Here is a 22,258-nt window from a genome sequence, read left to right as displayed (position 1 = left end):
GGTCAACGCATGGCAACTGCCGCGCCCAAGCCGCTGCAACCTCTGACCGGCGCCAAACTGGCAATCGGTACGGTGGCACTGTCGCTGGCTACCTTCATGAACGTGCTGGATTCGTCCATCGCCAACGTGTCGATCCCGGCCATCTCGGGCGACCTGGGCGTAGCGCCGAACCAAGGCACGTGGGTCATCACCTCGTTTGCGGTGGCCAACGCCATCTCGGTTCCGCTCACCGGGTGGCTGACGCAGCGTTTCGGACAGGTGCGCCTGTTCATCACGTCGATCATCCTGTTCGTGCTGGCGTCCTGGGCGTGCGGGCTGGCGCCCAACATGGGCACGCTGATCACCGCGCGAATCATCCAGGGCGCGGTGGCCGGCCCGATGATTCCGCTGTCGCAAGCGCTGCTGCTGTCCACCTATCCACCGGCCAAGAGTTCGATGGCATTGGCGCTATGGGGCATGACCACGCTGGTCGCACCCATCATGGGACCGATCTTCGGTGGATGGATCTCGGACAACATGACCTGGCCGTGGATCTTCTACATCAACATCCCGGTGGGCATCCTGGCCGCCTACGCGACATGGGTCATCTACAAGGATCGTGAGTCGCAAACGCGTTCTCTGCCGATCGACAAGATCGGCCTGGCGCTGCTCGTGATCTGGGTTGGCTCGCTGCAGTTGATGCTGGACCGTGGCAAGGAGCTCGACTGGTTCAACTCGACCGAGGTCATCGTCCTGACGGTGATCGCCATCGTGGGCTTCGCATTCTTCCTGGTGTGGGAGCTGACAGAAGACCACCCGGTGGTGGACCTCACGCTGTTCAAGGGCCGCAATTTCAGTGCAGGCGTCGTCGCCATTTCGGTGGCATACGGGCTGTTCTTCGGCAACCTGGTGATCCTGCCACTGTGGCTGCAGACCATCGTCGGCTACACCGCCACCGATGCGGGCCTGATCATGGCGCCGGTGGGCATCTTCGCCATCATCCTCTCGCCCGTGATCGGCAAGAACCTTCCGAAGATGGACGCGCGCTGGGTAGCGACCACGGCGTTCCTGACCTTCGCGCTGGTGTTCTGGATGCGCTCGCACTTCACCACGCAGGTCGACACCTGGACGCTGATGATCCCGACGCTGATCCAGGGCGCCGCCATGGCGATGTTCTTCATCCCGCTTACGTCGATCATCCTGTCGGGTCTACCGCCCGAGCGGATTCCGGCGGCCTCGGGCCTGTCGAACTTCGTGCGGATCATGTTCGGCGGCATCGGCGCGTCGATCTCGACCACGGTGTGGGACAACCGCTCTGCCCTGCACCACGCGCAACTGGTCGAGCACACGAACCCGTACAACCCGGCCTATGCATCGTCGATCAACCAGTACACGCAGATGGGCATGCCCAACCTGCAGGCCAATGGTGTGATCGAGCGCGTGATCTCGCAACAGGCTGCAATGCTTGGCGCCAACGACATCTTCTGGATCTCGGCGGTGTTGTTCATCGTGCTGATCGTCTTCATCTGGCTGACAAAGCCGGCCAAGTCGGCGGGCGGCGCAGAGGCAGCAGCTGGAGCGCACTGACGACCACATTCACGTCGACTCACCTAAACAAAAAAGCCACGCAGTCACGCGTGGCTTTTTTTGTCCGTTGGTGAAATCAGAGATGCACGAGCCGTTCAGGCCTCAGCACACCGTCTTGCCAGGCGGCTACGCCAAGCAGTGAATTCGCCGCGTCACCGCGCGCGCCATAGACGCGGACTTGATCGGCATTTGGCAGCGGCAAACGCAATGGCAAGCGCTGGCCGTGCAGGAAGCGGCGGCTTTCCTCCGCATCCAGCTCCACGCGCGGCAGCGTCTGCAGCAGCGCATCAACCGGAGCCAGCAACGCGGCCCGCGTACCCTCGGCAGCCGCATCCAAGGCTTCCAGCGTAACAGCGCCTTCCAGCGTCAGGTTGCCGACCCGCGTGCGGCGCAGCGCAACCAGATGCGCACCGCAGCTCAGCGCTTCGCCGATGTCCTCGCCCAGCGTGCGGATGTATGTGCCCTTGCTGCACGACACACGCAACGTGACGGTCGGCGCGGCGGATTCCAGATCGGTCGCAAGCACGTCGATGGCGTGGATTGTCACGCGGCGCGCGGCACGTTCCACAGTCTGTCCCGCGCGAGCGTATTCGTACAGCGGTTTGCCGTCCTTCTTGAGCGCCGAGTGCATCGGCGGTACCTGGTCGATTTCACCGACGAAGCGCGCGATAGCCGCCTGCAACTGCGCAGGCGTGACCGACACCGGGCGTTCGCTCAACACCTCGCCTTCGGCGTCTGCCGTGCTGGTCTTGATGCCCAGTCGCACGACAGTCTCATACGTCTTATCCGCATCGAGCAGGTCCTGCGAGAACTTTGTCGCCTCACCAAAACACAACGGCAGCAGGCCGGTCGCCAGCGGATCGAGCGTGCCGGTATGCCCGGCCTTCTTGGCCCACAGCAGGCGCTTGGCGCGTATCAGCGCGTCATTGCTCGACCAGCCGATCGGCTTGTCCAGCAGTAGCACCCCGTGCACATCGCGGCGCGGCGGCTTTGCCGGTTGGGGCTGGCGCGGGTGTTGCTCGTCGGCCATCGTCAGTCGTCTTTGGCGCGCGTGGCGTTGGCCTCATCGATCAAGCGCGACATCTCGATGCCGCGCTCGACCGAGCTGTCAAAGTGGAAGTGCAACGTCGGCACGGTATGGATGTGCAAACGCTTGAACAGCAGCGAGTGCAGATAGCCGGCCTTCTCGTTCAGGATGGCGGCAGCCGCTGCCGGCTCAGCCCCCAGCACCGTGAAGTAGATCTTGGCGTGTGCGTAGTCCGGCGTGAGCGACACCGATTGCAGCGTCACCAGGCCCATCGCCGGGTTCTTGATTTCGCGCTGGATCAGCTCGGCCAGATCGCGCTGGATCTGGTCGGCGATGCGCAGGTTGCGGCCCGTGGCCGATCCCGATTTCTTCGGCATAGTGTGTTCCCCATATGGAACCACGGCGCGTGCCGCAGCCCCAAAAGACAAAACGGTGGCGCGGGACGCGCCCGGGCCACCGTCGCAAAACCAAGCCGGACACCGAAGCGTCCGGCCAGTGCATTACAGCGTACGCGCCACCTCGGTGATCTCGTAGATCTCCAGATGATCGCCTTCCTTCACGTCGTTGAAGTTCTTGATCGACAGGCCGCATTCGAAGCCTTGCTTCACTTCCTTCACATCGTCCTTGAAGCGCTTGAGCGAATCCAGTTCGCCCGAGAAGATAACCACGTTGTCACGCAGCACACGTACCAGCGAGTTGCGCTTGACAATGCCGTCCAGCACCATACAGCCGGCCACCGCGCCAACCTTCGGCACGTGGAAGACCTGACGCACTTCGACGGTGCCCGTGGTCTCTTCGCGCTTCTCCGGCGACAGCATGCCCGACATCGCCGCCTTCACCTCATCCACTGCGTCATAGATGATGTTGTAGTAGCGGATTTCGATGCCCTGATGCTCGGCCAGCTTGCGCGCCCCCGCATCAGCCCGCGTGTTGAAGCCGATGATGACGGCCTTCGACGCAGTTGCCAGGTTGACATCCGACTCGGTAATGCCGCCCACTGCGGCGTGCACAACCTGCACACGCACCTCAGCGGTCGACAGCTTCTGCAACGAATGCACCAGCGCTTCTTGCGAACCTTGCACGTCGGCCTTGATGATCAGCGGCAGCGACTTCACGTCGCCTTCGCTCATCTGCTCCAGCATGTTTTCCAGCTTGGCGGCCTGCTGGCGTGCCAGCTTCACATCGCGGAACTTACCCTGGCGGAACAGCGCGATTTCGCGCGCCTTGCGCTCATCCGGCAGCACCATGACTTCCTCACCGGCGCCCGGCACTTCCGACAGACCCTGGATTTCCACCGGGATCGACGGACCGGCTTCCTTGGCCGGCTTGCCGTTCTCGTCCAACATGGCGCGCACTCGGCCATAGGCCGTTCCCGCGAGCACCACGTCGCCGCGCTTGAGCGTACCGCTCTGCACCAGCACCGTGGCAATCGGGCCCTTGCCCTTGTCCAGTTGCGCTTCCACCACCAGCCCCTTGGCCGGCGCGTTGATCGGAGCCTTCAACTCCAGCACTTCGGCCTGCAGCAACACGTTTTCCAGTAAATCGTCGATGCCCTGACCGGTTTTGGCCGACACCGGCACGAACGGCGACTCACCGCCGTACTCTTCCGGAATCACACTCTCAGCCACCAGTTCCTGCTTGACGCGATCCGGGTTGGCTTCAGGCTTGTCGATCTTGTTGATCGCCACAACGATAGGCACGCCAGCCGCCTTTGCGTGGGCGATGGCTTCCTTCGTCTGCGGCATGACGCCGTCGTCGGCAGCCACCACCAGGATCACGATGTCGGTCGCCTTGGCACCGCGTGCACGCATGGCCGTGAAGGCCTCGTGACCCGGAGTATCGAGGAACGTGATGACGCCGCGGTCGGTCTCGACGTGGTATGCGCCGATGTGCTGCGTGATGCCGCCAGCTTCCCCTGCCGCCACCTTGGCGCGACGGATGTGGTCCAGCAGCGAGGTCTTGCCGTGGTCGACGTGGCCCATCACGGTCACGACCGGCGGACGGGTTTCCGCCTCGACATTGACCTGCTCTTCCGCGCCTTCGATCAGCAGCGCTTCCGGGTCGTCCAGCTTGGCAGCGACCGCCTGGTGGCCCATTTCCTCGACCACGATCATCGCGGTCTCCTGGTCCAGCACCTGGTTGATCGTGACCATCTGGCCGAGCTTCATCATCTGCTTGATGACCTCGGCGGCCTTGACCGACATCTTGTGCGCCAGATCGGCCACGGAGATGGTTTCCGGCACGTGCACTTCTCGCACGACCGGCTCGGTCGGTGCCTGGAAGGCATTGCGGTTGTCGTCGCCATGGCGGTTGCGGCCGCCCTTGGAGCCGGCACGCCAGCCGTCGACACCGCCACCGGTGTCACCACGCGTTTTCAGACCGCCACGCTTGCCGCGATTGTCATCCTGCCAATTGCCAGACTTGCCGCGACCACCCTTCTTGTCGCCGCTCGGCGCGCTGGGCGCGGCTGCAGCGGGGGCCGGCGCGGCCGGCTTCTTGGCAGCCGCGGCCGGACGCGCTTCGCCAGCCGGCTTGACCGGCTTGTGCAGCGTGCCCGATTGCTCGGCTTTCTTCTCTTCGGCCTTGCGCTCGGCCGGCGTCTTCAGCACGCGAGCCGGGGCACTCATCATTTCGCGGATGGCGCGGGCTTCAGCTTCCGCAGCCTCGCGACGCTTGCGCGCAGCGTCCTCTTCGGCCTTGATCTTGTCGGCAGCAACACGTGCCTCCTCGGAAGCCTTCTGCGCGGCTTCGCGCTCTGCGGCCAGACGTACAGCGTCTTCCTCGGCCTTGCGGCGCGGGGCGTCCTCCGCAGCTTCCGCTGCAGCACGGGCTGCCACGGCTTCCTCCTCCGCCTTCTTGGCAGCGAGTTCAGCTTGGCGCTTCTGCTCGGCTTCGGCGGCTTCCTGGCGGGCGCGACGTTCAGCTTCCTCGCGCTCCATCGCCTCCTGACGGGCCTTCAGCTCGGCTTCCTGGCGGGCAAGCAGTTCTGCCTGGTGGCGTTGCTCTTCTTCGCGGCGCGCAGTCTCTTCGGCGCTGATCACAGAAGCGGCGAGCGCAGCCTCGGATTCCAGCGCAGCGGCGCTCGGCTCCTCACGCTTGACCAGCACACGCTTCTTCTTGACTTCCACTTGCACGGTGCGCGTCTTGCCGGTGGCATCCGCTTGGCGGATCTCGCTGGTTTCGCGTTTGGTAATCGTGATCTTCTTGCGCGCGCCATCCTCGGCACTGCCGTGAGCTCGCTTGAGATAGTCGAGCAGACGGGCCTTGTCCGATTCGGTGATGACGTCTTCCGGCGTCGCCTTCTGCACGCCCGCAGCTTGCAACTGTTCCAGCAGCGCCGATGCGCTACGGTTCAATTCGCCTGCGAGTTGGGCAACTGTTGTGCTTGCCATTCAAACCCTTTCGATGCTTGGTTTTAAGTGAGGATTGCGAAAAACGATCAACGCTCGGTCGCAACGTCACGAAAACCAGTGTTCACGCGCCTTCATGATCAGCGCCTTGGCCTGTTCTTCGTCAACGCCGGTCATCTCGACCAATTCGTCAACGGCCAGCTCAGCCAAGTCGTCACGCGTCTGGATGTTCCCCTCGGCCAGCTTGCCGATCAGCTCCGGGGTCAGCCCCTCGAGGTCGCGCAGGTCTTGCGACACCTTCTCGACCTTCTCTTCCTTTGCCAGCTCCATCGTCAACAGCACATCACGGGCGCGGTTGCGCAGCTCGTTGACGGTGTCTTCGTCGAACGCCTCGATCTCCAGCATTTCCTGCAGCGGCACGTAGGCCACCTCTTCGAGCGAGCTGAAGCCCTCTTCGATCAGGATGTCGGCGACTTCCTCGTCCACGTCCAGCTTGTCCATGAACAGCTTGCGGACCACGGAGCTTTCTTCCGCCTGCTTCTGCGCGGATTCGGCCGGTGTCATGATGTTGATCTGCCAGCCGGTCAGCTCAGACGCCAGACGCACGTTCTGGCCGCTACGACCGATGGCTACGGCGAGGTTCTCTTCGTCGACCACCACATCCATGCTGTGCTTTTCCTCGTCTACGACGATGGACTGCACTTGCGCTGGCGCCAGCGCGCCGATCACGAACTGCGCTGGATCCTCCGACCACAGCACGATGTCCACGGCCTCGCCGCCGACTTCATTGCGCACCGCCGTCACGCGCGTACCGCGCACACCGACGCAGGTGCCGATCGGATCAATACGCTTGTCGTGCGCCACGACCGCGATTTTCGCACGTACACCGGGGTCACGCGCGGCCGCCTTGATTTCCAGCAGGCCCTGTTCCATTTCCGGCACTTCGTTCTCGAAGAGCTTGATGAGGAACTCGGGGCACGTGCGCGACAACTCGATCTGCGGACCGCGTGCGGTGCGGTCGACATTCAGGATGTACGCGCGGACACGGTCGCCCGTGCGCAGGTTTTCCTTCGGGATCATCTGGTCGCGCGCCAGCAACGCTTCAACGCGGCCGGACTCGACGATGAGACCCTTCTTGTCGGCACGTTTGATCGTGCCGGTCATGATCTTTTCGCCGCGATCGAGGTAATCGTTCAGGATCTGTTCGCGTTCGGCATCGCGGATACGCTGCAGGATCACCTGCTTGGCGGCCTGCGCGCCGATACGGCCGAATTCGACCGATTCGATCTGCTCTTCGATGAACTCGTCGACGTTGACGTCAGGGTCCTGCTCCTTGGCCTCGAACAGCAGGATCTGCTTGTCCGGCTCCTGCAGTCCGGCATCATCGGGAACAACCAGCCAGCGGCGGAAGGTCTCGTGTTCACCTGACTCGCGGTCGATCGCCACGCGCACATCCACGTCTTCTTCAAAGCGCTTCTTGGTCGCTGAAGCCAGCGCGGCTTCCAGCGCCCCGAACACCACATCCTTGTCGACGTTCTTTTCACGCGCAAGCGCATCGACGAGCAACAGAACTTCGCGGCTCATTGCTTGTTCCCTTTGTTTCGATTTCCTTTGAAGTCCAGCACGGGCACCAGCCGGGCACGGTCGAGTTCCGACAGCGTGAATTCCAGCAGTGCGGGGCCTTCCTTGCCCTCAAACTCGAGGCCGATCCGTTCTTGGCCGGGCTCCCCCGTCGGGGCCTGAATGACTCCCGTGAAATTCTTCTGCCCACCCACCGGCAGGCGCAGCGTCACCTTCGCTTCCAAACCTGCGAAACGCGTGAAATCGGACAGTGTACGCAGCGGGCGGTCCAGCCCGGGCGACGACACTTCCAGCCGCTCGTAATTCACGTTTTCGACTTCGAAGACGCGTGTGAGCTGGTGGCTCACCTTCTCGCAATCTTCGATGACGATGCCGTTTTCCGCCTGATCGATATACACGCGCAGCAACCCGGCCGGCGCGCGTTCCACTTCCACCAGCTCGTAACCCATGGCGGCGAGGGTTTTCTCAATCAGATCAGTCAGATGCACGTTTTTCCTGAAGAATTTCCCGGTACTGCCAACCTGCCGAAGCAAAAAAAAATGGGCGCAACGCCCATATCATTCGCCCATCTTCTGCAGGATGTCTTTTGATTAGACTCACATTGTAATGCGTCTTGAGGCAAAACGCAAAAACTGCCCCAAGTGCATCACGGAATGGGACGTTGCGACGGATACCGCACACAACGCCACCATTCTCAACGCTTGCCGCCGCGTTTACCGCCGCCACCGCGCGCCTTATTGCCATTTGGCATACCGCCGCCGCCCTTACCCGGACGCTTGTTGCCCGGCACACGGTTACCGTCACGCATGCTGCCGCCGGTGGCACCACGGCCGTCCGGCCGGCCACCCGTGCGAGTGCGCGCCGTCAATGTGGTCGGGCCGCCGACATTGATGTAACCCATCGATGTCTGCATCGGGTCCGGCTGGCGCGGATTGGACTGGCGGCGCGGCGCGGGCTGCGCACGGTTGCCGTTCTCGATGCCCAGACCGCGCGACTGGAAGTTGGCTTCGCCGGTGAAGCCCGAGGACATCGGCCCCATCAGTACCGGTGCCGACTCGCGGCGGCGATTCCCCGGGCGATTCTGACCACCCGAACCTGCCGAGGGCACCTTCATGCCCAGCGTGCCCATCAAAGTGCGCACGTCTTCGGCCGGCACTTCCTGCCAGCGCCCGCGCTTGAGGCCACGCGGCAGCACAAAGCTGCCGTAACGCGTGCGAATCAGACGTGACACCGTCAGGTTGACCGCCTCGAACATGCGACGCACTTCGCGGTTGCGACCTTCGGTCAGGGCAACGTGATACCAGTGGTTGACACCCTCACCGCCACCATCGACGCAACGCAGGAAGTTGGCTTCACCATCTTGCAGCTGGACGCCGTGAAGCAACTTCTGGCGATCGGTTTCGGCCAGCTCACCCAGCGTGCGCACCGCGTATTCACGCTCGACACCGTAGCGCGGGTGCATGAAGCGGTTGGCGATATCACCAGAGGTGGTAAAGATCAGCAGGCCTTCAGTGTTGAAGTCCAGGCGGCCGACGGCGACCCACTTGCCGGTCTTCATGCGCGGCAGCGCGTCGAACACGGTCGGACGGCCTTCCGGATCGGATTGGCTGACGATCTCGCCGGCCGGCTTGTGGTACAGCAGCAAGCGCGGCGGCTTGCCGGGCAGCTTACGCTGAATCAGCTTGCCGTTCACGCGCACCTGGTCGGCCTCAAGAATGCGCTGGCCGATGTGCGCCGGCAGGCCGTTCACGGAAACGCGCCCCTGCAGGATCAGGTCTTCCATGTCGCGGCGCGAGCCAAGGCCCGCGTCGGCCAGGATCTTGTGCAGCTTGGGGGCATCGTCCTCAGCAGTCAGTTCGCGCACCTTGGTCGACTGCGAACCGCCTCCCGCATCCGCTTCCGAATCATATGCCCCGGAAATTACGTACTGGAAGACATCATCGGAGCCCTTGTTGCCTCGGGCATTCTTACCACCCCGATCGCCACCAGTACCACCCCGATTCTGACCACCGGCCTTGCCCTGCGGCTTGCCGTTGCGGTTCTGCCCCTTACCGCGACCACCATTGGCTTGCTTGCCGCCGGCATTTTCGGCACGTTCGCCCGCCGGCTGACCCTCGCCCTGGCGGCGGCGGGTCTTGCCGAAACGGCCGCGCGGGCCACGTCGCTCGCCCTGGCCCTCGGCAGCGGCCTGCTCGGCGGGTGCTACGGCTTCCACCACAGCCGCCGGCTCGACACTTTCGGCCTCCTTGGGCTTGCGCGCTCGCGGCGCTCGACTCTTGCGCGACTGCGCCGGCTGACCGCTGTCGGTAGCAGCCACATCAACTGCCTCGCCCTCCGGGCGATTGTCCTGCTGCTGACGGCGGGAAGCCACGAGGTTGCGCAAGCCTCTGCGCAGCCCCTTGCGGCGAGCGGTCGACTCGGTTCCGTCGCCGCCCTCTTGTCGGGGCGACGAAGCGTCGGCATCGGCCGGCATACGTGTATCCATGGAATCTGGCTGGGTGCTCACAACGTCTTTCAAATCAAGGGTTCAGGCCATGCGCCGATCGGGCGGCCGGCATGGCATTACAGGTGTTCGTTCTCGGAGGCCGACGACGGCTCGGCAGCCGCCTTCGGCTTATCTTCCGGCTGACCGGCCTCTGGCTCCACTTCAATTGCGGCGGTGTCGCGCGCCTCGGCCTCCGCAGAGAAAGCTGCTTCCGGCCATTCGCGCGCCTCGGCAACCGCCCCCAGCTCGCTAGCAGCCTCTGCCGCGACCGGCTCGACCTCTGCCGACTCGGTCGGCACATCGCCCTCCGAAACCTCGTCAGTTAGCGGCTCACCCAAACCTGCCGGCGAGGCCTCAGCATCTTCCGCACTCGCCTCCGCGGCCGGCGCCTCGTTGACCAATGCAGTCAACTCCTCCACCGCGATGGCGCCGCCCTCAAACTCAATGGCGCCTTGCTCAAGCAGGCTCGCCTGCGCCTGAGCGCGGGCATCTTCCAGCGGCGGCAGTTCGTCCAGCGAGCGCAGACCAAGGTCGTCCAGGAACTGCTTAGTGGTCGCATACAACGCCGGGCGACCCGGTACGTCACGGTGACCAATCACTTCGATCCAGCCACGGTCCTCGACCTGCTTGATGACCTGCGTATTGACCGTAACGCCGCGAATGTCTTCGATGTCGCCGCGCGTGACCGGTTGGCGATAGGCGATGATCGCCAGCGTTTCCATCACGGCGCGTGAATACTTTGGCGGCTTCTCCGGATGCAGGCGGTCGAGATATACGCGCATCTCGGGGCGGCTCTGCAGGCGCCAGCCTGAGGCCAGCGCAACCAGTTCAACACCGCGATCGAGCCAGTCCTGACGCAGTTCTTCCAGCAGCACACGGATGGTGTCTGCGGAAACATCTTCGTCGAACAGCTTGCGCAAGTCATTGACTCGCAACGGGTCCTGCGCGCAGATCAGCGCGGTCTCGAGGACGATTTTCGCCTCTTGGGTATTCATCGAGTTGAGCAGTTCGTCATTGCTCGCGCTCGGCAAGTTGCCGTCACGCTTGAGGTTTGTCGTTCCGCCGCGAAGCACGCGGCCGATCTGAATACTGCTGCCCGCCCGGGCTTGGCGCACGAGGACCAATTGATCCAATTGGTCCTTGCACCGAAACGCAGCGGCTGTGCCCGCAAAAGGGCCGGAGGAGCGAGTTGATCCGGTGCCGGTCAGGCACCACTAGGGCAATTTCTTCCGCCGCCATGGGGACGGATGCTGCACCGGACGGCTGTCAACGAAAACTGGCAACCTGCCCGAACCGACTGTCCAGGGTAGCTGTACCGCTGGATGGCGTCGCCTGGCGCCGCGCTTGGGATTGTTGATCTGCGCGGGGGGCGAGTCGAATTGTCGTTGATTGTAGGGCAATTTCCCGCGGCGCCGCAACCGGGAAGATGCCCTATTACCGTATCCCGGGCCGGGCGGCGGTCTGCAGGTGCTTCAAACGGCTACAGCACGAGACAGAAGCCGTGTGCATTCAACATCTCCGGCAGCCATACCGCGTGTGCCAGCCCCCAGATTCCGAATGCGGCGATCAGGGCACCCGCCACGCCACGCGCCCACCGCTGGCGCGACAGCCCGCGCAGCCAGCCGGCCAACCCCGACATCATCAGCAGATTCGGCAGCGTGCCCACACCAAAAGCGAGCATCACCACGGCTCCGGAGGCTGCGTTGCCCGCCAGCAACGCGACGGCCAGCGCCCCGTAGACCATGCCACACGGCACAAGTCCCCAGGCCAACCCCGTGACATAGCGCCGAACCAACGGCGGGCGTTGACGCAAACTGCCGCCCAGCCGAGCGGCCAAGCGCGACAGGCCGCCCGCAAGACGACCAAGCACTCGCTCAAGCCACACGCTGCGCCAGGCATCCCCGGTCGTGCGCACCAGCAACAGGAGGCCATAGACCAGCAGTAGCGCGCTGGCCAAGGCAAACAGGCCCCGCTGGATCGGCAGCCACTGCTGTCGCCAGACCGTCGCTCCCAGCGCCCCCATGATCGAGCCCAGCAGCGCATACATGCTGAGCCGCCCCAGATGCATGACCACCTGCTCGAACCAAAGCCGGCGACGCGAGACGATGCGCACGGCCACCGCCCCGCGCTCGGCCGCCAGCGCGATGCCGCTGCACATCGCCAGGCAGTGCACACCTCCGAGCAGTGCAATCAGGAAGACACTCACCAGCGCCGCGACATTCATCTTCTTGACACTCTTTTGATATGGGCCAAAGTCCGTGTTCCGCTGTCGCGAATCAAATGCATTCCACGTGATTCACCTAGTCGGAAATATCCGATGACAGCAAGGTCGCCGCTATAATAAGCGGCGGTTACACCATAAGAATTCCTCATTCCACCTCTTCGAAATCCAGTCGCCCCCGTGCTCACACGAATCGCACTCTCCGACCAAGCCTCGCGTTGTTCGACCTGCGTCCTTGGGCAAATCTGCCTGCCAGTGGGAATGAATTCGGACGACGTGCGGAAAATGGATGAACTGGTGACCGAGCGCATCCGCATCAAGAAGGGGCAGACGCTCTACGCCCTTGGCGAGCCGCTTGAGGGCGTGTACGGCATTCGGTTCGGCACGCTCAAGACGCACGTGACGCTCGAAGATGGCCGCCACCAGATCACGGGGTTCCATTTGCCGGGCGAGATCGTCGGGCTTGACGGCATCGGCGAGATGCGCCATGTGTCAGACGCCACCGCGCTGGAAGACACCGAAGTCTGCGTGGTGCGGTACGACCAACTGCAACAGCTCTCACGCCGGCTGCCTTCGCTGCAGCATCAGTTCCTGCGCCTCATGAGCAAGGAAATCTCGCAGGACCACCTGATGCTGCTCACGCTCGGCTCAATGCGCGCCGAGGAGCGCCTTGCTGCATTCCTGCTCAACCTGTCCAAACGCTCCGCGCAGCGCGGGTACTCGTCGACCGAGTTCGTGCTGCGCATGAGCCGCGAGGAACTCGGCAGCTACCTGGGCCTGAAGCTCGAAACCGTCAGCCGCCTGTTCTCTCGCTTTGCCGAGGCAGGCCTGATCCAGATCCGCCAGCGCCACGTCAAACTGGTCGATATGGCCGGCCTGCGCCAGGTCATGAGCGGCCAGGCCGCCTGAGTCGCCTCGTCAATTCCTGAGCACCCGCTCACACGAGCGGATGCTCATGTGCCTCCAGCTTGCCGATGCCCGGTGACACATACAGCGTGAGCGCGCTCGACAATCCGCACAGCAACCAGAACACAAAGAACGACACCGTGTAGACCGCCTCGGCCGACACCGTGATCTGCTCGCCGAAGAAACGTAGATCCGCCGGGTCCACCACGGCAAAAACGACCAGCTCGGCGAGCGCGGCGCAGATAAACGCCGGCCACAGAATCCACATCAGCAGGCGGCGTTTCATCGGACCTCCCCGTGAGCGGCGTGCGCCGGCACGGTGGTGCTCTTCTCGACGACCAGCCCGCGCCGCACGACGTTGTCCTGGATGACCGGATCGGGATGCGACACAGCCAGCCAGATGGTCACACCGCAGCCGATCATGGCGACAAGGGGGCCCGCCATCAGCAGCCACGGCCAAGGCTCGCGCCACCACGGGTTGGCGGGTGCGGAAGATTGCGTTGCGTGCATCTGTGCCTCCTCTCGTGTATGGGATGCCGCGTCAGCGCGGCACGATGAAGCTCGACGGCTCACGCAGCACGAGGCTTTCGCTGCCGTCATCTGCCTGGATGACGAAACTGATCTTATGCGAGCCGGGCGGCACGTCGTCGGCCGGGCGACGCACCAGCACAGGCAAGAGCCGATTGGCCGCCGGCGCCAGTTCAAGCGTCGTCGATTCGCCACGGCCACCGAGCACCTGCAATTGCGGCAGGCCTTCGGCGGTCACGGTCACGCGAACGGGATGCTCGGACGCATTCATCAACTGCAGACGATAGACGTTTTCGATCTTATCGCCATCCACTTCGCGCGCCAGCGCGCCACGATCGCGGATCACGTCCACCTTGAGTGGCTTGCGCATCGCCAATGCCGTTACGAAGCCCGCGATGAGCACCAGCATGATCCCGGTGTAGACCAGCACGCGAGGACGCAACAAGTGCTGGCGTGTCTGCTGCGGGGTAAGCCGGTCGCGTATCGAGCGTTCGGTCGTGTAGCGGATCAGGCCGCGCGGGTAGCGCATCTTGTCCATCACCTGATCACAGGCGTCGATACAGGCACCGCAGCCAATGCACTCGTACTGCAGACCCTCGCGGATGTCGATGCCCGTCGGGCACACTTGCACACAGATGCTGCAGTCCACGCATGCGCCGAGGCCTTGCGCTGCAAAGTCGGCGTTGCGTGAACGGCTGCCGCGCGGCTCGCCGCGCTGTGTGTCGTACGTGACGACGTAGGTATCGGGGTCGACCATCACGCTCTGGAAGCGCGCATACGGGCACATGTAGCGGCATACCTGCTCGCGCATGAAGCCCGCGTTACCCCAGGTGGCGAACGCGTAGAACAGCATCCAGAAGGTCTGCCAGGGGCCGAGCGAAAGGGTCCACACCTCCATGCCGAGTTCGCGGATCGGCGTGAAGAAGCCAACGAAGGAGAAGCCCGTCCACAACGCGATCAGCACCCAGGCCGCGTGCTTGGCGGTCTTCAGTCGCAGCTTGCGCAGACTCCAACGCTCGCCGTCCAGGCGGATGCGGGCGAAGCGGTCGCCTTCGATATGCCGCTCGATCCACATGAAGATTTCGGTGTAGACCGTCTGCGGACAGGCGTACCCGCAGAATAGCCGCCCCGCTATCGCCGTAAACAGGAACAGCCCCAGCGCCGACAGCACCAGCAGCAACGTCAGGTAAATCACGTCCTGCGGCCACAACACCAAACCGAACAGGTAGAACTTGCGTGCGCCCAAGTCGAACAGCACGGCTTGGCGCCCGTTCCACTGGAACCACGGCAGGCCGTAGAAGATGGCCTGCGTGGCCAGCACCAGCCAAACGCGCCAGCGCGCGAAGGCTCCAGTCACGGCGCGCGGATAGATCTTGCGCCGCACCTCGTAGAGCATCTGCTCGGTCGGCGCATCATCGGCGCCTGCCGCCGTAGTGGCAGGCGTCATCGGGCGCCAGGCGGGTTCTTGGTCACTCATTGCTGGGCGCTCGCGCTAGTGCCAGTGTTCGACAGCCCCCACACGTAGGCCGCCAGCATGCGGATCTTCTCCGGCGAGAGCAGATTCTCATGCGCTGGCATCGTGTTGTCGCGGCCCTTGAGGATGGTCTCGACGATGGTCGCCTCCGCACTGCCGTACAACCAGACGCGGTCGGTCAGGTTCGGCGCGCCGAGTGCCTGGTTGCCCTTGCCGGTGGCCGTGTGGCAGGCCGCACAGACCGTCTTGAAGGTCGACTCGCCACGCGAGGCCTTGATCGGATCGTAGGACAGGCCCGACAGCGAGCGCACGTAGTTGGCGACGTTGACGGCCTGGTTGCCATCCACCACGGCGGCCAACGACGGCATGACGCCATGACGGCCCTTGGTGATGGTGGTGAGGATCGTCTCCGGATCACCGCCGTACAGCCAGTCGTTGTCGGTCAGATTCGGGAAGCCCTTCGAGCCGCCCGCGTCCGACCCATGGCATTGCGCGCAGTTGTTCAGGAACAGACGCTGGCCGATCTCGCGTGCCTGCGGATCGGCGGCGATCTGCTTGATGTCCATGGACGCATAGCGCGCATAGAGCGGTCGCACCTTCGCGTCGGCATCGGCACGCTGCGCGGCCAGTTCGCCGCGCGTGGAGAAACCCAGCACACCGCCAAACGCGCCCAGACCCGGATACAGGATCAGATACGTCAAGGCAAAGATGCACGACAGCAGGAACATCCACATCCACCAGCGCGGCAGCGGGTTGTTCAGCTCGCGCAGGTCGCCGTCCCACACGTGGCCGGTATCGTCGCCGGCATTCTGGCCCGGCGCGACCTGGATACGCCGCTGCGAGAACAGCAGCCAGACACACCACACGATGCCCACCAGGGCAATCGCTGCGATGTAATACCCCCAGAACTCGGAAATGAAGTCGCTCATGATTCGATGTCCTTATTGATGTGGGCGCGACGCGTCTACGCGTGCACCGGCGACCTCGGCTTCATCGGGCAGCAGGAACGGCAACATGGCCGACTCCTCGTTCGCGGCGCGACGATGCGCGGAGAACGCCCACCAACTGATGCACACGAACAGCACCAGAAAGACTGCAGTAGAGATTGCGCTCAACATGGCCATGGCTCACTCCCCTGCTGCAACGGTGGCGGACGGTGCTGCAGCCACATCGCGTAAGTTGCGCATTTCCACGCCCAGGCCCTGCAGAAAGGCCACCACGGCGTCTTCCTCGGTCTTGCCGACAAGCTGCTCGCGTGCGCCAGCAATCTGTGCATCCGTGTAGGGCACGCCGAGCTTGCGCAGCACTTGCATCTTCTTTTCGATGTCGCTGTTGTTCAGCGGCGTCTTGGCGAGCCAGGCGTAGGAAGGCATGTTCGACTCGGGCACCACTGCGCGCGGGTCACGCAGGTGGATGCGGTGCCAGTCGTCCGAATAGCGTTGACCAACGCGTGCCAGATCCGGGCCGGTGCGCTTCGAGCCCCACAGGAACGGGTGGTCGTAGACCGACTCGCCGGCCAGCGAATAGTGGCCATAGCGCTCGGTCTCGGCGCGCAGCGTGCGCACCTGCTGCGAGTGACAGCCGACACAGCCTTCGCGGATGTAGATATCGCGCCCCGCCAGCCGCAGCGGCGAATACGGCGCAATACCCTTGACCGGCTCGGTGGTCGAATGCTGGAAGAACAGCGGCACGATCTGCACCAGACCGGCAATGCTGACCACGACAAGTGTCATCACGATCAGCAGGCCAATGTTCTTTTCCAGCGTCTCGTGCGTAAAGAAGCGATTGTTGGATTGGTTGCTCATGCTCATCTCCTCACTGTGCCGCGGCCAATGGGGCCTGGGCGGGTTGAGGAATCGGCGCATCCACTGCCTTGCTGCCCTGGATGGTCTTGAAGACGTTGAATGCCATCAGCAGCATGCCGCCCAGGAAGCACAGGCCACCGGCCAGACGGATCAGGTAGAACGGATACGTTGCCTTCACCGCCTCGACAAAGCTGTAGGTGAGCGTACCGTCGGCTTCGGTGGCACGCCACATCAGGCCTTGCATGACGCCAGCGACCCACATGGCGGAGATGTAGAGCACCACGCCGATGGTCGCCACCCAGAAGTGCACCTCGATCAGGCGCGTGCTGTACATCTTCTGCTGACCAAACAGGCGCGGGATCATGTAATACATCGAGCCGATGGTGATCATCGCCACCCAGCCCAGCGCGCCGGAGTGCACGTGGCCAATGGTCCAGTCGGTGTAGTGCGACAGCGCGTTGACGGTCTTGATGGACATCATCGAGCCTTCGAACGTCGCCATGCCGTAGAACGACAGCGCCACCACCAGGAACTTCAGGATCGGATCAGTGCGCAGTTTGTGCCAGGCACCCGACAGGGTCATGATCCCGTTGATCATGCCGCCCCACGACGGGGCCAAGAGGATCAGCGAGAACACCATGCCCAGCGACTGCGCCCAGTCGGGCAGCGACGTGTACTGGAGGTGGTGCGGGCCCGCCCACATGTAGGTGAAGTTCAGCGCCCAGAAGTGCACGATCGAGAGGCGATACGAATAGATCGGACGCTCGGCCTGCTTGGGCACGAAGTAATACATCATCCCCAGGAAGCTGGTGGTCAGGAAGAAGCCCACCGCGTTGTGGCCGTACCACCACTGCACCATCGCATCCTGCACGCCTGCATAGGCCGAATAGGATTTCCACATCGACACCGGCAGCTCGGCGTTGTTGACGATGTGCAGCAGCGCGATCGTGATGATGTAAGCGCCGAAGAACCAGTTGGCCACATAGATGTGCCGGGTCTTGCGCTTGAGGATCGTGCCGAAGAACACGACGGCGTAGACCACCCACACGATGGTGATGAGGATGTCGATCGGCCATTCCAGCTCCGCGTATTCCTTCGAGCTGGTGAAACCCATCGGCAGCGTGATGGCCGCCGCCACGATCACCGCCTGCCAGCCCCAGAACGTAAAGGCCGCCAGCGTGTCGGAGAGCAAGCGCACCTGACACGTGCGCTGCACGACGTAGTACGACGTGGCAAACAGCGCGCTACCGCCAAACGCGAAGATGACGGCATTGGTATGCAGCGGACGCAGCCGACCGTACGTCAGCCAGGGCACACCGAAGTTCAGTTGCGGCCAGATCAACTGGGCCGCGATCAGCGCACCGACCGCCATACCGACGATGCCCCAGACGATCGTCATGATCGAGAACTGGCGGATAACGCGGTAGTTGAAGGTCTGGGTGTGCTGCAACGCGCTGGATGATTCCATGCTTGCTCCCCAAGGTAGTTGGTTTGATGCGGTCATGTTAAGAATCCGACGACCTGGAGGTCTTGACGTGCATCAAGGCACCCCGGCCATTGTGGTTAAGCCGTTCAGTCGCGCAGCCCTGTGTCGCGCGGGGTTGGTGTGTCCGGGTCAAGCAGAATCGACTCCGCGGGCGCCTTCAGGTCGTCGTACTGGCCCGAGCCGACCGCCCACCACAGCGCGCCGACGATGGCCAAAACGAGCATCAGCGACAACGGAATCAACAGGAACAGCGTTTCCATGCCGCCTCCTAGACCGCGCGCGACAGGCGCCACGCATTGAGCGCCACCAGCAGCGACGACACCGACATGCCGATGCCCGCAACCAGCGGCGACAACCACCCCAGCGTAGCGAGCGGAATGCTGATCGCGTTGTAGGCAAAGGCCCAGCCGAGGTTCTGGCGCACCACGCGCAGCGTGCGGCGGCCGATCGACACGGCCTCGCTGATGCCGGACAGGCGCGGCTCGGTGAGAATGGCATCAGCGCCAGCCTGGGCCAGCGCGGCGCCGCTGCCGATGGCAATCGAGACCTGCGCCTGCGCAAGCAGCGGCGCATCGTTGATGCCGTCGCCGACAGCCAGCACGCGCGCGCCACCCGCCTGGAGCTTCTGCACATAGGCGCGCTTGTCTTCGGGGCTGGCGCCGCCCACGGCGTGGTCAATACCGAGGCGATTGGCCCACCAGTGCACGGTCTCCGACGCATCGCCGGAAACAAGATGCAGACGCAGGCCCTGCGCGCGGAGCGCCTGCAGGCAGGCGGGCGCATCGGCACGCGGCGTGTCGGCGAGGATGAAACGGGCCAGCGGTTGTCCGTCACGGCCCAACCAGATCACGGTGCAGGCAGCCTCGGGCGGCACCTCTTCCAGTGGCGTTCCGCTGCCATAGCAGGTGGTCTTTACCGGCTGATCGGCATAGTGAGCGGCCGCGAACGGCCGGGAGCCCAATCGCAGCACCTGGCCGTCAACCTGCGCATGCACGCCCTGCCCCGGCACGTTGGTTGCATCCCACACGGCGGGCAGCACCATCGACTCCGTCCCGCCGGCGCGCAGCGATTGCGCGACCGGATGGTTCTCCGACTGCTCCATCGCACACGCCATGGCAAGACAGGTTTCGGCATCGACATCCGCAAGGGTCTCGATGCTGAGCAGGCGCAGGCGACCTTCCGTCAGCGTTCCGGTCTTGTCGAGGAGGACGTCGGTGACGGCCGCAAGGCTTTCGATCGCATGGCCGCGCGTAACCAGCACGCCGCGCCGGGCCAGGGCACCGCTGGCCGCTGCCAGCGCTGACGGCGTCGCCAACGACAATGCGCACGGGCAGCTCACCACCAGCACGGCCACGGTGACCGCGAACATGCGGCTCGGGTCGATCCACCACCAGGCGATGGCGGTGAGCAGTGCCCAGCCAAGCAGTACGGCGACAAACCGCCCCGCCACCCGATCCGCAAGTTCGGCCATGCGCGGCTTGGCGGTCAGTGCGCGGTCGAGCAGATCGACAATCGCCGCCAGGCGCGTCTGCGTGCCGACGCGGTTCACGCGCACGCGGATGGCGCTGGCGACGTTGTAGCTGCCCGCCAGGACAGCATCGCCAACGTCGCGCGGGCGCGGGAGGCTCTCTCCCGAGAGCAGGGATTCGTCGATCTCGGTGGCGCCGCGCTCGATGATGCCGTCGGCGGGAAGCACTTCGCCGGCGCGCACTTCCACGCAGTCCCCTGCTTGCAGGGTGGCCACGGGGATGGTCTCGGCTGCATCGGACGCAGCATCAACACGGCGACACGTGGCCGGCAACTGGCGCACCAACGCCTCCGCCCCGGAGGCTGCGCTCTGCCGCGCGCGCAATTCAAGATAACGCGCCGCCAAAAGGAAGGCGACGAACATCGTCACCGAGTCGAAATACGTTTCGCCATGGCCGTGCACAGTGGCCAACACGCTGGCAATAAATGCCGCCCCGACACCGAGCGCCACCGGCACGTCCATGCCGACGTGCGCGCGCCGCACCTGCTGCCACGCGTTGCGGAAGATGGGCCCGGCAGAGATCAGCACTACCGGCGTCGTCAGCACCAGGCTCGCCCACTGCATCAGCCGGGTTTGGTCGGCAGGGATGTCGCCGCCGTGCAGATAGACCGGCCACGCATACATCATCACCTGCATCATCCCGAGCATCGCGAGCCCCAGGCGGATCAGCAGGCTGCGGCGTTCACGCGCCTCGGCTGTACGACGAGCCGAAGGCTGGTCTGGCCATGCCTCGTAACCCACGTCGGCGATGGCGGCAAACACTTCGGACAGCCGCACGGCGCCCGCTTCGCTGACGATGCGGGCGCGTTCGGTGGCGTAATTGACCGTCGCTTCGCGAACACCCGCCACGCGCGACAAGGCCCGCTCGATCAGCCATACACATGCCGCACAGCGCATACCGCTGATGACGAGCGAGAAGTCCTCCGTACCGTCGGGGCGCGCGCGGACAAAGCGCTCGCGCATGACCGGCAGGTCATAGGTCGACCATACGCCTTCGGCTTCGGCGCGGCGGTCGCCGTCGATGGGTTTGGCAAAAGCGACCGGACCGTCATAGACGTGGCCCATGCCGGAGGCGTGCAGCGTCAGCGCGACGGTCTGGCAGCCCGCGCAGCAGAAGTCATGGGATTGGCCGGCGATGTTGCCGTGGAGCGCGGTGGCGCCATCCAGTGGTGATCCGCAGTGATAGCAGGAGACGTGCGATGCGCCCGCGCCATTGGCCACTAGGGGCGCACTGGTACCGACAACCGGCGTGGTTGGGAGGGTGGGGGCGAGTGTCGTCGTCATTATGAGGCGATGCTAGCCAGCATCCCTTGGGCAACCTTTGATACGAGTCAAGTGCGGCCCACTAAAAATTAGACGGAGCATGCGATTCTTGCAGCACTCTAGGCGACCACCTGTCCTCCCGCAAAGAAAGATGCCTCCTATAGTGATAGCTGGACCAGGCAAACAGGAGGGCGCCATGGCAACCGAGTTCAGCCTGTACAACGTCCACTGCGAGTGGGGCGAGCATGGGGCATCCGCGCTGGCGCCGCATTGCGACGCGGTCATCGTGGTGGACGTGCTGTCCTTTTGCACCTGCGTCGACATTGCCGTAGGACGCGGTGCACGCATCTACCCATATCCATGGCGCGACGGCAGTGCCGAAACGTTCGCCCGCCGCGCCGGCGCCATGCTGGCCGGCACCAATCGCAACCAGCCGGGCTATACGCTGTCGCCCTCCTCGCTCAAGGAACTGCCGATGGGCAGTAGCTTGGTCCTGCCTTCCCCCAATGGCGCGACGCTTGCGCTGGTGACTGGCTCAACGCCGACGTTTGCCGGCTGCTTGCGCAACGCACGCGCCGTTGCGGAAGCCGCGACGCGGCTCGGCCGCCGCGTGGCCGTGGTGGCTTCAGGCGAACGCTGGGCCGACGGCAGCCTGCGCCCGGCCCTGGAGGACTGGCTCGCGGCCGGCGCCATCGTGCACCATCTGTCGGAAACGGTCGCGGGCTTCCTGCCGCAAGCCCTGTCGCCGGAGGCGCTTGCCGCCCGCGCGGTCTATCGCGAAGCGTCACAGATCGGAATGATGAAGGCGTGGCTACTCGATTCCGTGTCGGGCCGCGAACTGTGCGAACGCGGCTTTGCGGAGGACGTGACCATCGCCTCACAAACCGATGTGAGCAACGTTGCCCCCATGCTGGTCGAAGGCGCGTTCCGCAACGTCAACCGCAAGAACGAAAGCGTTGCGCAGGATTTCTTCGGCGCAAACCTGCGGCCATCACCCGTACCATCGGCACACCGCAATCCACCGCTCTCGCACTGAGC

At 64.0% G+C, this 22,258-nt stretch carries 20 protein-coding genes; 3 read left to right on the top strand and 17 right to left on the bottom strand.

Annotated features, from left to right (window positions below; genetic code table 11):
* Positions 1-9 precede the first annotated feature (9 nt).
* A complete protein-coding gene (locus B4F51_RS10110; RefSeq protein WP_296225146.1) occupies positions 10-1,566 on the top strand; it encodes a DHA2 family efflux MFS transporter permease subunit in 1,557 nt (518 codons plus the stop codon).
* A gap of 76 nt (positions 1,567-1,642) precedes the next feature.
* Here the strand turns inward: B4F51_RS10110 and truB are convergent, their stop codons facing one another.
* The 8 genes from truB to B4F51_RS10070 form a co-directional block, all read right to left on the bottom strand.
* Positions 1,643-2,596 (bottom strand): tRNA pseudouridine(55) synthase TruB, encoded by a 954-nt coding sequence (gene truB / locus B4F51_RS10105; protein WP_296225144.1) that lies wholly within the window; start codon positions 2,594-2,596, stop codon positions 1,643-1,645.
* A 2-nt stretch (positions 2,597-2,598) separates the two neighbouring features.
* Positions 2,599-2,970, bottom strand: coding sequence for a 30S ribosome-binding factor RbfA (gene rbfA, locus B4F51_RS10100; protein ID WP_296225133.1), 372 nt, complete (start codon positions 2,968-2,970; stop codon positions 2,599-2,601).
* Between the two features lie 123 nt (positions 2,971-3,093).
* A complete protein-coding gene (infB, locus tag B4F51_RS10095; protein ID WP_296225132.1) occupies positions 3,094-5,985 on the bottom strand; it encodes a translation initiation factor IF-2 in 2,892 nt (963 codons plus the stop codon).
* A 66-nt stretch (positions 5,986-6,051) separates the two neighbouring features.
* Positions 6,052-7,527 carry a transcription termination factor NusA gene (gene nusA / locus B4F51_RS10090; protein ID WP_296225131.1) on the bottom strand — a complete coding sequence of 492 codons (1,476 nt, stop codon included), beginning with the start codon at positions 7,525-7,527 and terminating at the stop codon, positions 6,052-6,054.
* Positions 7,524-8,012, bottom strand: a complete 489-nt coding sequence (rimP, locus tag B4F51_RS10085) for a ribosome maturation factor RimP (protein ID WP_296225130.1) — start codon at positions 8,010-8,012, stop codon at positions 7,524-7,526. The genes nusA and rimP overlap by 4 nt, the downstream gene beginning before the upstream one ends.
* 206 nt (positions 8,013-8,218) lie before the next feature.
* The gene (locus B4F51_RS10080) at positions 8,219-9,997 is read right to left on the bottom strand and encodes a pseudouridine synthase (protein ID WP_296225354.1); all 1,779 of its coding nucleotides are present in this window, start codon (positions 9,995-9,997) and stop codon (positions 8,219-8,221) included.
* 89 nt (positions 9,998-10,086) lie between these two features.
* On the bottom strand, positions 10,087-11,004 hold the full coding sequence (scpB, locus tag B4F51_RS10075) for an SMC-Scp complex subunit ScpB (RefSeq protein WP_296225352.1): 918 nt from the start codon (positions 11,002-11,004) through the stop codon (positions 10,087-10,089).
* Between the two features lie 485 nt (positions 11,005-11,489).
* Entirely contained in the window at positions 11,490-12,233 is a 744-nt protein-coding gene (locus B4F51_RS10070) for a sulfite exporter TauE/SafE family protein (protein ID WP_296225129.1), read from the bottom strand.
* A 177-nt stretch (positions 12,234-12,410) separates the two neighbouring features.
* Here B4F51_RS10070 and fnr point away from each other — a divergent pair, with 177 nt between their 5' ends.
* Complete coding sequence (gene fnr, locus B4F51_RS10065) at positions 12,411-13,139, top strand: fumarate/nitrate reduction transcriptional regulator Fnr (protein ID WP_296225128.1); 729 nt, start codon at positions 12,411-12,413, stop codon at positions 13,137-13,139.
* A 28-nt stretch (positions 13,140-13,167) separates the two neighbouring features.
* On the opposite strand, the gene B4F51_RS10060 is transcribed toward fnr, so the two are convergent.
* From B4F51_RS10060 to B4F51_RS10020, 9 genes are all read right to left on the bottom strand, one after another.
* Complete coding sequence (locus B4F51_RS10060; RefSeq protein ID WP_296225127.1) at positions 13,168-13,422, bottom strand: hypothetical protein; 255 nt, start codon at positions 13,420-13,422, stop codon at positions 13,168-13,170.
* Entirely contained in the window at positions 13,419-13,646 is a 228-nt protein-coding gene (locus B4F51_RS10055; protein WP_296225126.1) for a FixH family protein, read from the bottom strand. Before B4F51_RS10055 ends, B4F51_RS10060 begins: the two co-directional genes overlap by 4 nt.
* A gap of 31 nt (positions 13,647-13,677) precedes the next feature.
* Positions 13,678-15,141 carry a cytochrome c oxidase accessory protein CcoG gene (gene ccoG / locus B4F51_RS10050; RefSeq protein WP_296225124.1) on the bottom strand — a complete coding sequence of 488 codons (1,464 nt, stop codon included), beginning with the start codon at positions 15,139-15,141 and terminating at the stop codon, positions 13,678-13,680.
* Positions 15,138-16,067, bottom strand: coding sequence for a cytochrome-c oxidase, cbb3-type subunit III (gene ccoP / locus B4F51_RS10045; protein WP_296225123.1), 930 nt, complete (start codon positions 16,065-16,067; stop codon positions 15,138-15,140). Before ccoP ends, ccoG begins: the two co-directional genes overlap by 4 nt.
* A gap of 12 nt (positions 16,068-16,079) precedes the next feature.
* Complete coding sequence (locus B4F51_RS10040; RefSeq protein WP_296225121.1) at positions 16,080-16,262, bottom strand: cbb3-type cytochrome oxidase subunit 3; 183 nt, start codon at positions 16,260-16,262, stop codon at positions 16,080-16,082.
* Between the two features lie 3 nt (positions 16,263-16,265).
* Positions 16,266-16,943, bottom strand: a complete 678-nt coding sequence (gene ccoO, locus B4F51_RS10035) for a cytochrome-c oxidase, cbb3-type subunit II (protein ID WP_296225120.1) — start codon at positions 16,941-16,943, stop codon at positions 16,266-16,268.
* Positions 16,944-16,953: 10 nt separating this feature from the next.
* On the bottom strand, positions 16,954-18,411 hold the full coding sequence (gene ccoN / locus B4F51_RS10030) for a cytochrome-c oxidase, cbb3-type subunit I (RefSeq protein ID WP_296225119.1): 1,458 nt from the start codon (positions 18,409-18,411) through the stop codon (positions 16,954-16,956).
* Between the two features lie 104 nt (positions 18,412-18,515).
* On the bottom strand, positions 18,516-18,689 hold the full coding sequence (gene ccoS / locus B4F51_RS10025) for a cbb3-type cytochrome oxidase assembly protein CcoS (RefSeq protein WP_296225117.1): 174 nt from the start codon (positions 18,687-18,689) through the stop codon (positions 18,516-18,518).
* 8 nt (positions 18,690-18,697) lie between these two features.
* Positions 18,698-21,241, bottom strand: coding sequence for a heavy metal translocating P-type ATPase (locus tag B4F51_RS10020; RefSeq protein WP_296225115.1), 2,544 nt, complete (start codon positions 21,239-21,241; stop codon positions 18,698-18,700).
* A gap of 175 nt (positions 21,242-21,416) precedes the next feature.
* On the opposite strand from B4F51_RS10020, the gene B4F51_RS10015 reads away from it, so the two are divergent.
* Positions 21,417-22,256, top strand: a complete 840-nt coding sequence (locus B4F51_RS10015; RefSeq protein WP_296225114.1) for a 2-phosphosulfolactate phosphatase — start codon at positions 21,417-21,419, stop codon at positions 22,254-22,256.
* The last annotated feature ends 2 nt before the right edge of the window (positions 22,257-22,258 follow it).

The sequence above is a fragment of the Ralstonia sp. UBA689 genome (assembly GCF_002298975.1).
Classification (GTDB): domain Bacteria; phylum Pseudomonadota; class Gammaproteobacteria; order Burkholderiales; family Burkholderiaceae; genus Ralstonia.
Note: the sequence above shows the minus strand (reverse complement) of the source record. Positions and strands in the feature narration are given on the sequence as shown.

Coding starts and splice junctions, on each gene's coding strand:
- B4F51_RS10110 (WP_296225146.1), top strand. CDS start 10: ATGGCAACTGCCGCGCCCAAGCCGCTGCAACCTCTGACCGGCGCCAAA.
- truB (WP_296225144.1), bottom strand. CDS start 2,596: ATGGCCGACGAGCAACACCCGCGCCAGCCCCAACCGGCAAAGCCGCCG.
- rbfA (WP_296225133.1), bottom strand. CDS start 2,970: ATGCCGAAGAAATCGGGATCGGCCACGGGCCGCAACCTGCGCATCGCC.
- infB (WP_296225132.1), bottom strand. CDS start 5,985: ATGGCAAGCACAACAGTTGCCCAACTCGCAGGCGAATTGAACCGTAGC.
- nusA (WP_296225131.1), bottom strand. CDS start 7,527: ATGAGCCGCGAAGTTCTGTTGCTCGTCGATGCGCTTGCGCGTGAAAAG.
- B4F51_RS10080 (WP_296225354.1), bottom strand. CDS start 9,997: ATGCCGGCCGATGCCGACGCTTCGTCGCCCCGACAAGAGGGCGGCGAC.
- scpB (WP_296225352.1), bottom strand. CDS start 11,004: ATGAATACCCAAGAGGCGAAAATCGTCCTCGAGACCGCGCTGATCTGC.
- B4F51_RS10070 (WP_296225129.1), bottom strand. CDS start 12,233: ATGAATGTCGCGGCGCTGGTGAGTGTCTTCCTGATTGCACTGCTCGGA.
- B4F51_RS10060 (WP_296225127.1), bottom strand. CDS start 13,422: ATGAAACGCCGCCTGCTGATGTGGATTCTGTGGCCGGCGTTTATCTGC.
- B4F51_RS10055 (WP_296225126.1), bottom strand. CDS start 13,646: ATGCACGCAACGCAATCTTCCGCACCCGCCAACCCGTGGTGGCGCGAG.
- ccoG (WP_296225124.1), bottom strand. CDS start 15,141: ATGAGTGACCAAGAACCCGCCTGGCGCCCGATGACGCCTGCCACTACG.
- ccoP (WP_296225123.1), bottom strand. CDS start 16,067: ATGAGCGACTTCATTTCCGAGTTCTGGGGGTATTACATCGCAGCGATT.
- B4F51_RS10040 (WP_296225121.1), bottom strand. CDS start 16,262: ATGGCCATGTTGAGCGCAATCTCTACTGCAGTCTTTCTGGTGCTGTTC.
- ccoO (WP_296225120.1), bottom strand. CDS start 16,943: ATGAGCAACCAATCCAACAATCGCTTCTTTACGCACGAGACGCTGGAA.
- ccoN (WP_296225119.1), bottom strand. CDS start 18,411: ATGGAATCATCCAGCGCGTTGCAGCACACCCAGACCTTCAACTACCGC.
- ccoS (WP_296225117.1), bottom strand. CDS start 18,689: ATGGAAACGCTGTTCCTGTTGATTCCGTTGTCGCTGATGCTCGTTTTG.
- B4F51_RS10020 (WP_296225115.1), bottom strand. CDS start 21,241: ATGACGACGACACTCGCCCCCACCCTCCCAACCACGCCGGTTGTCGGT.
- B4F51_RS10015 (WP_296225114.1), top strand. CDS start 21,417: ATGGCAACCGAGTTCAGCCTGTACAACGTCCACTGCGAGTGGGGCGAG.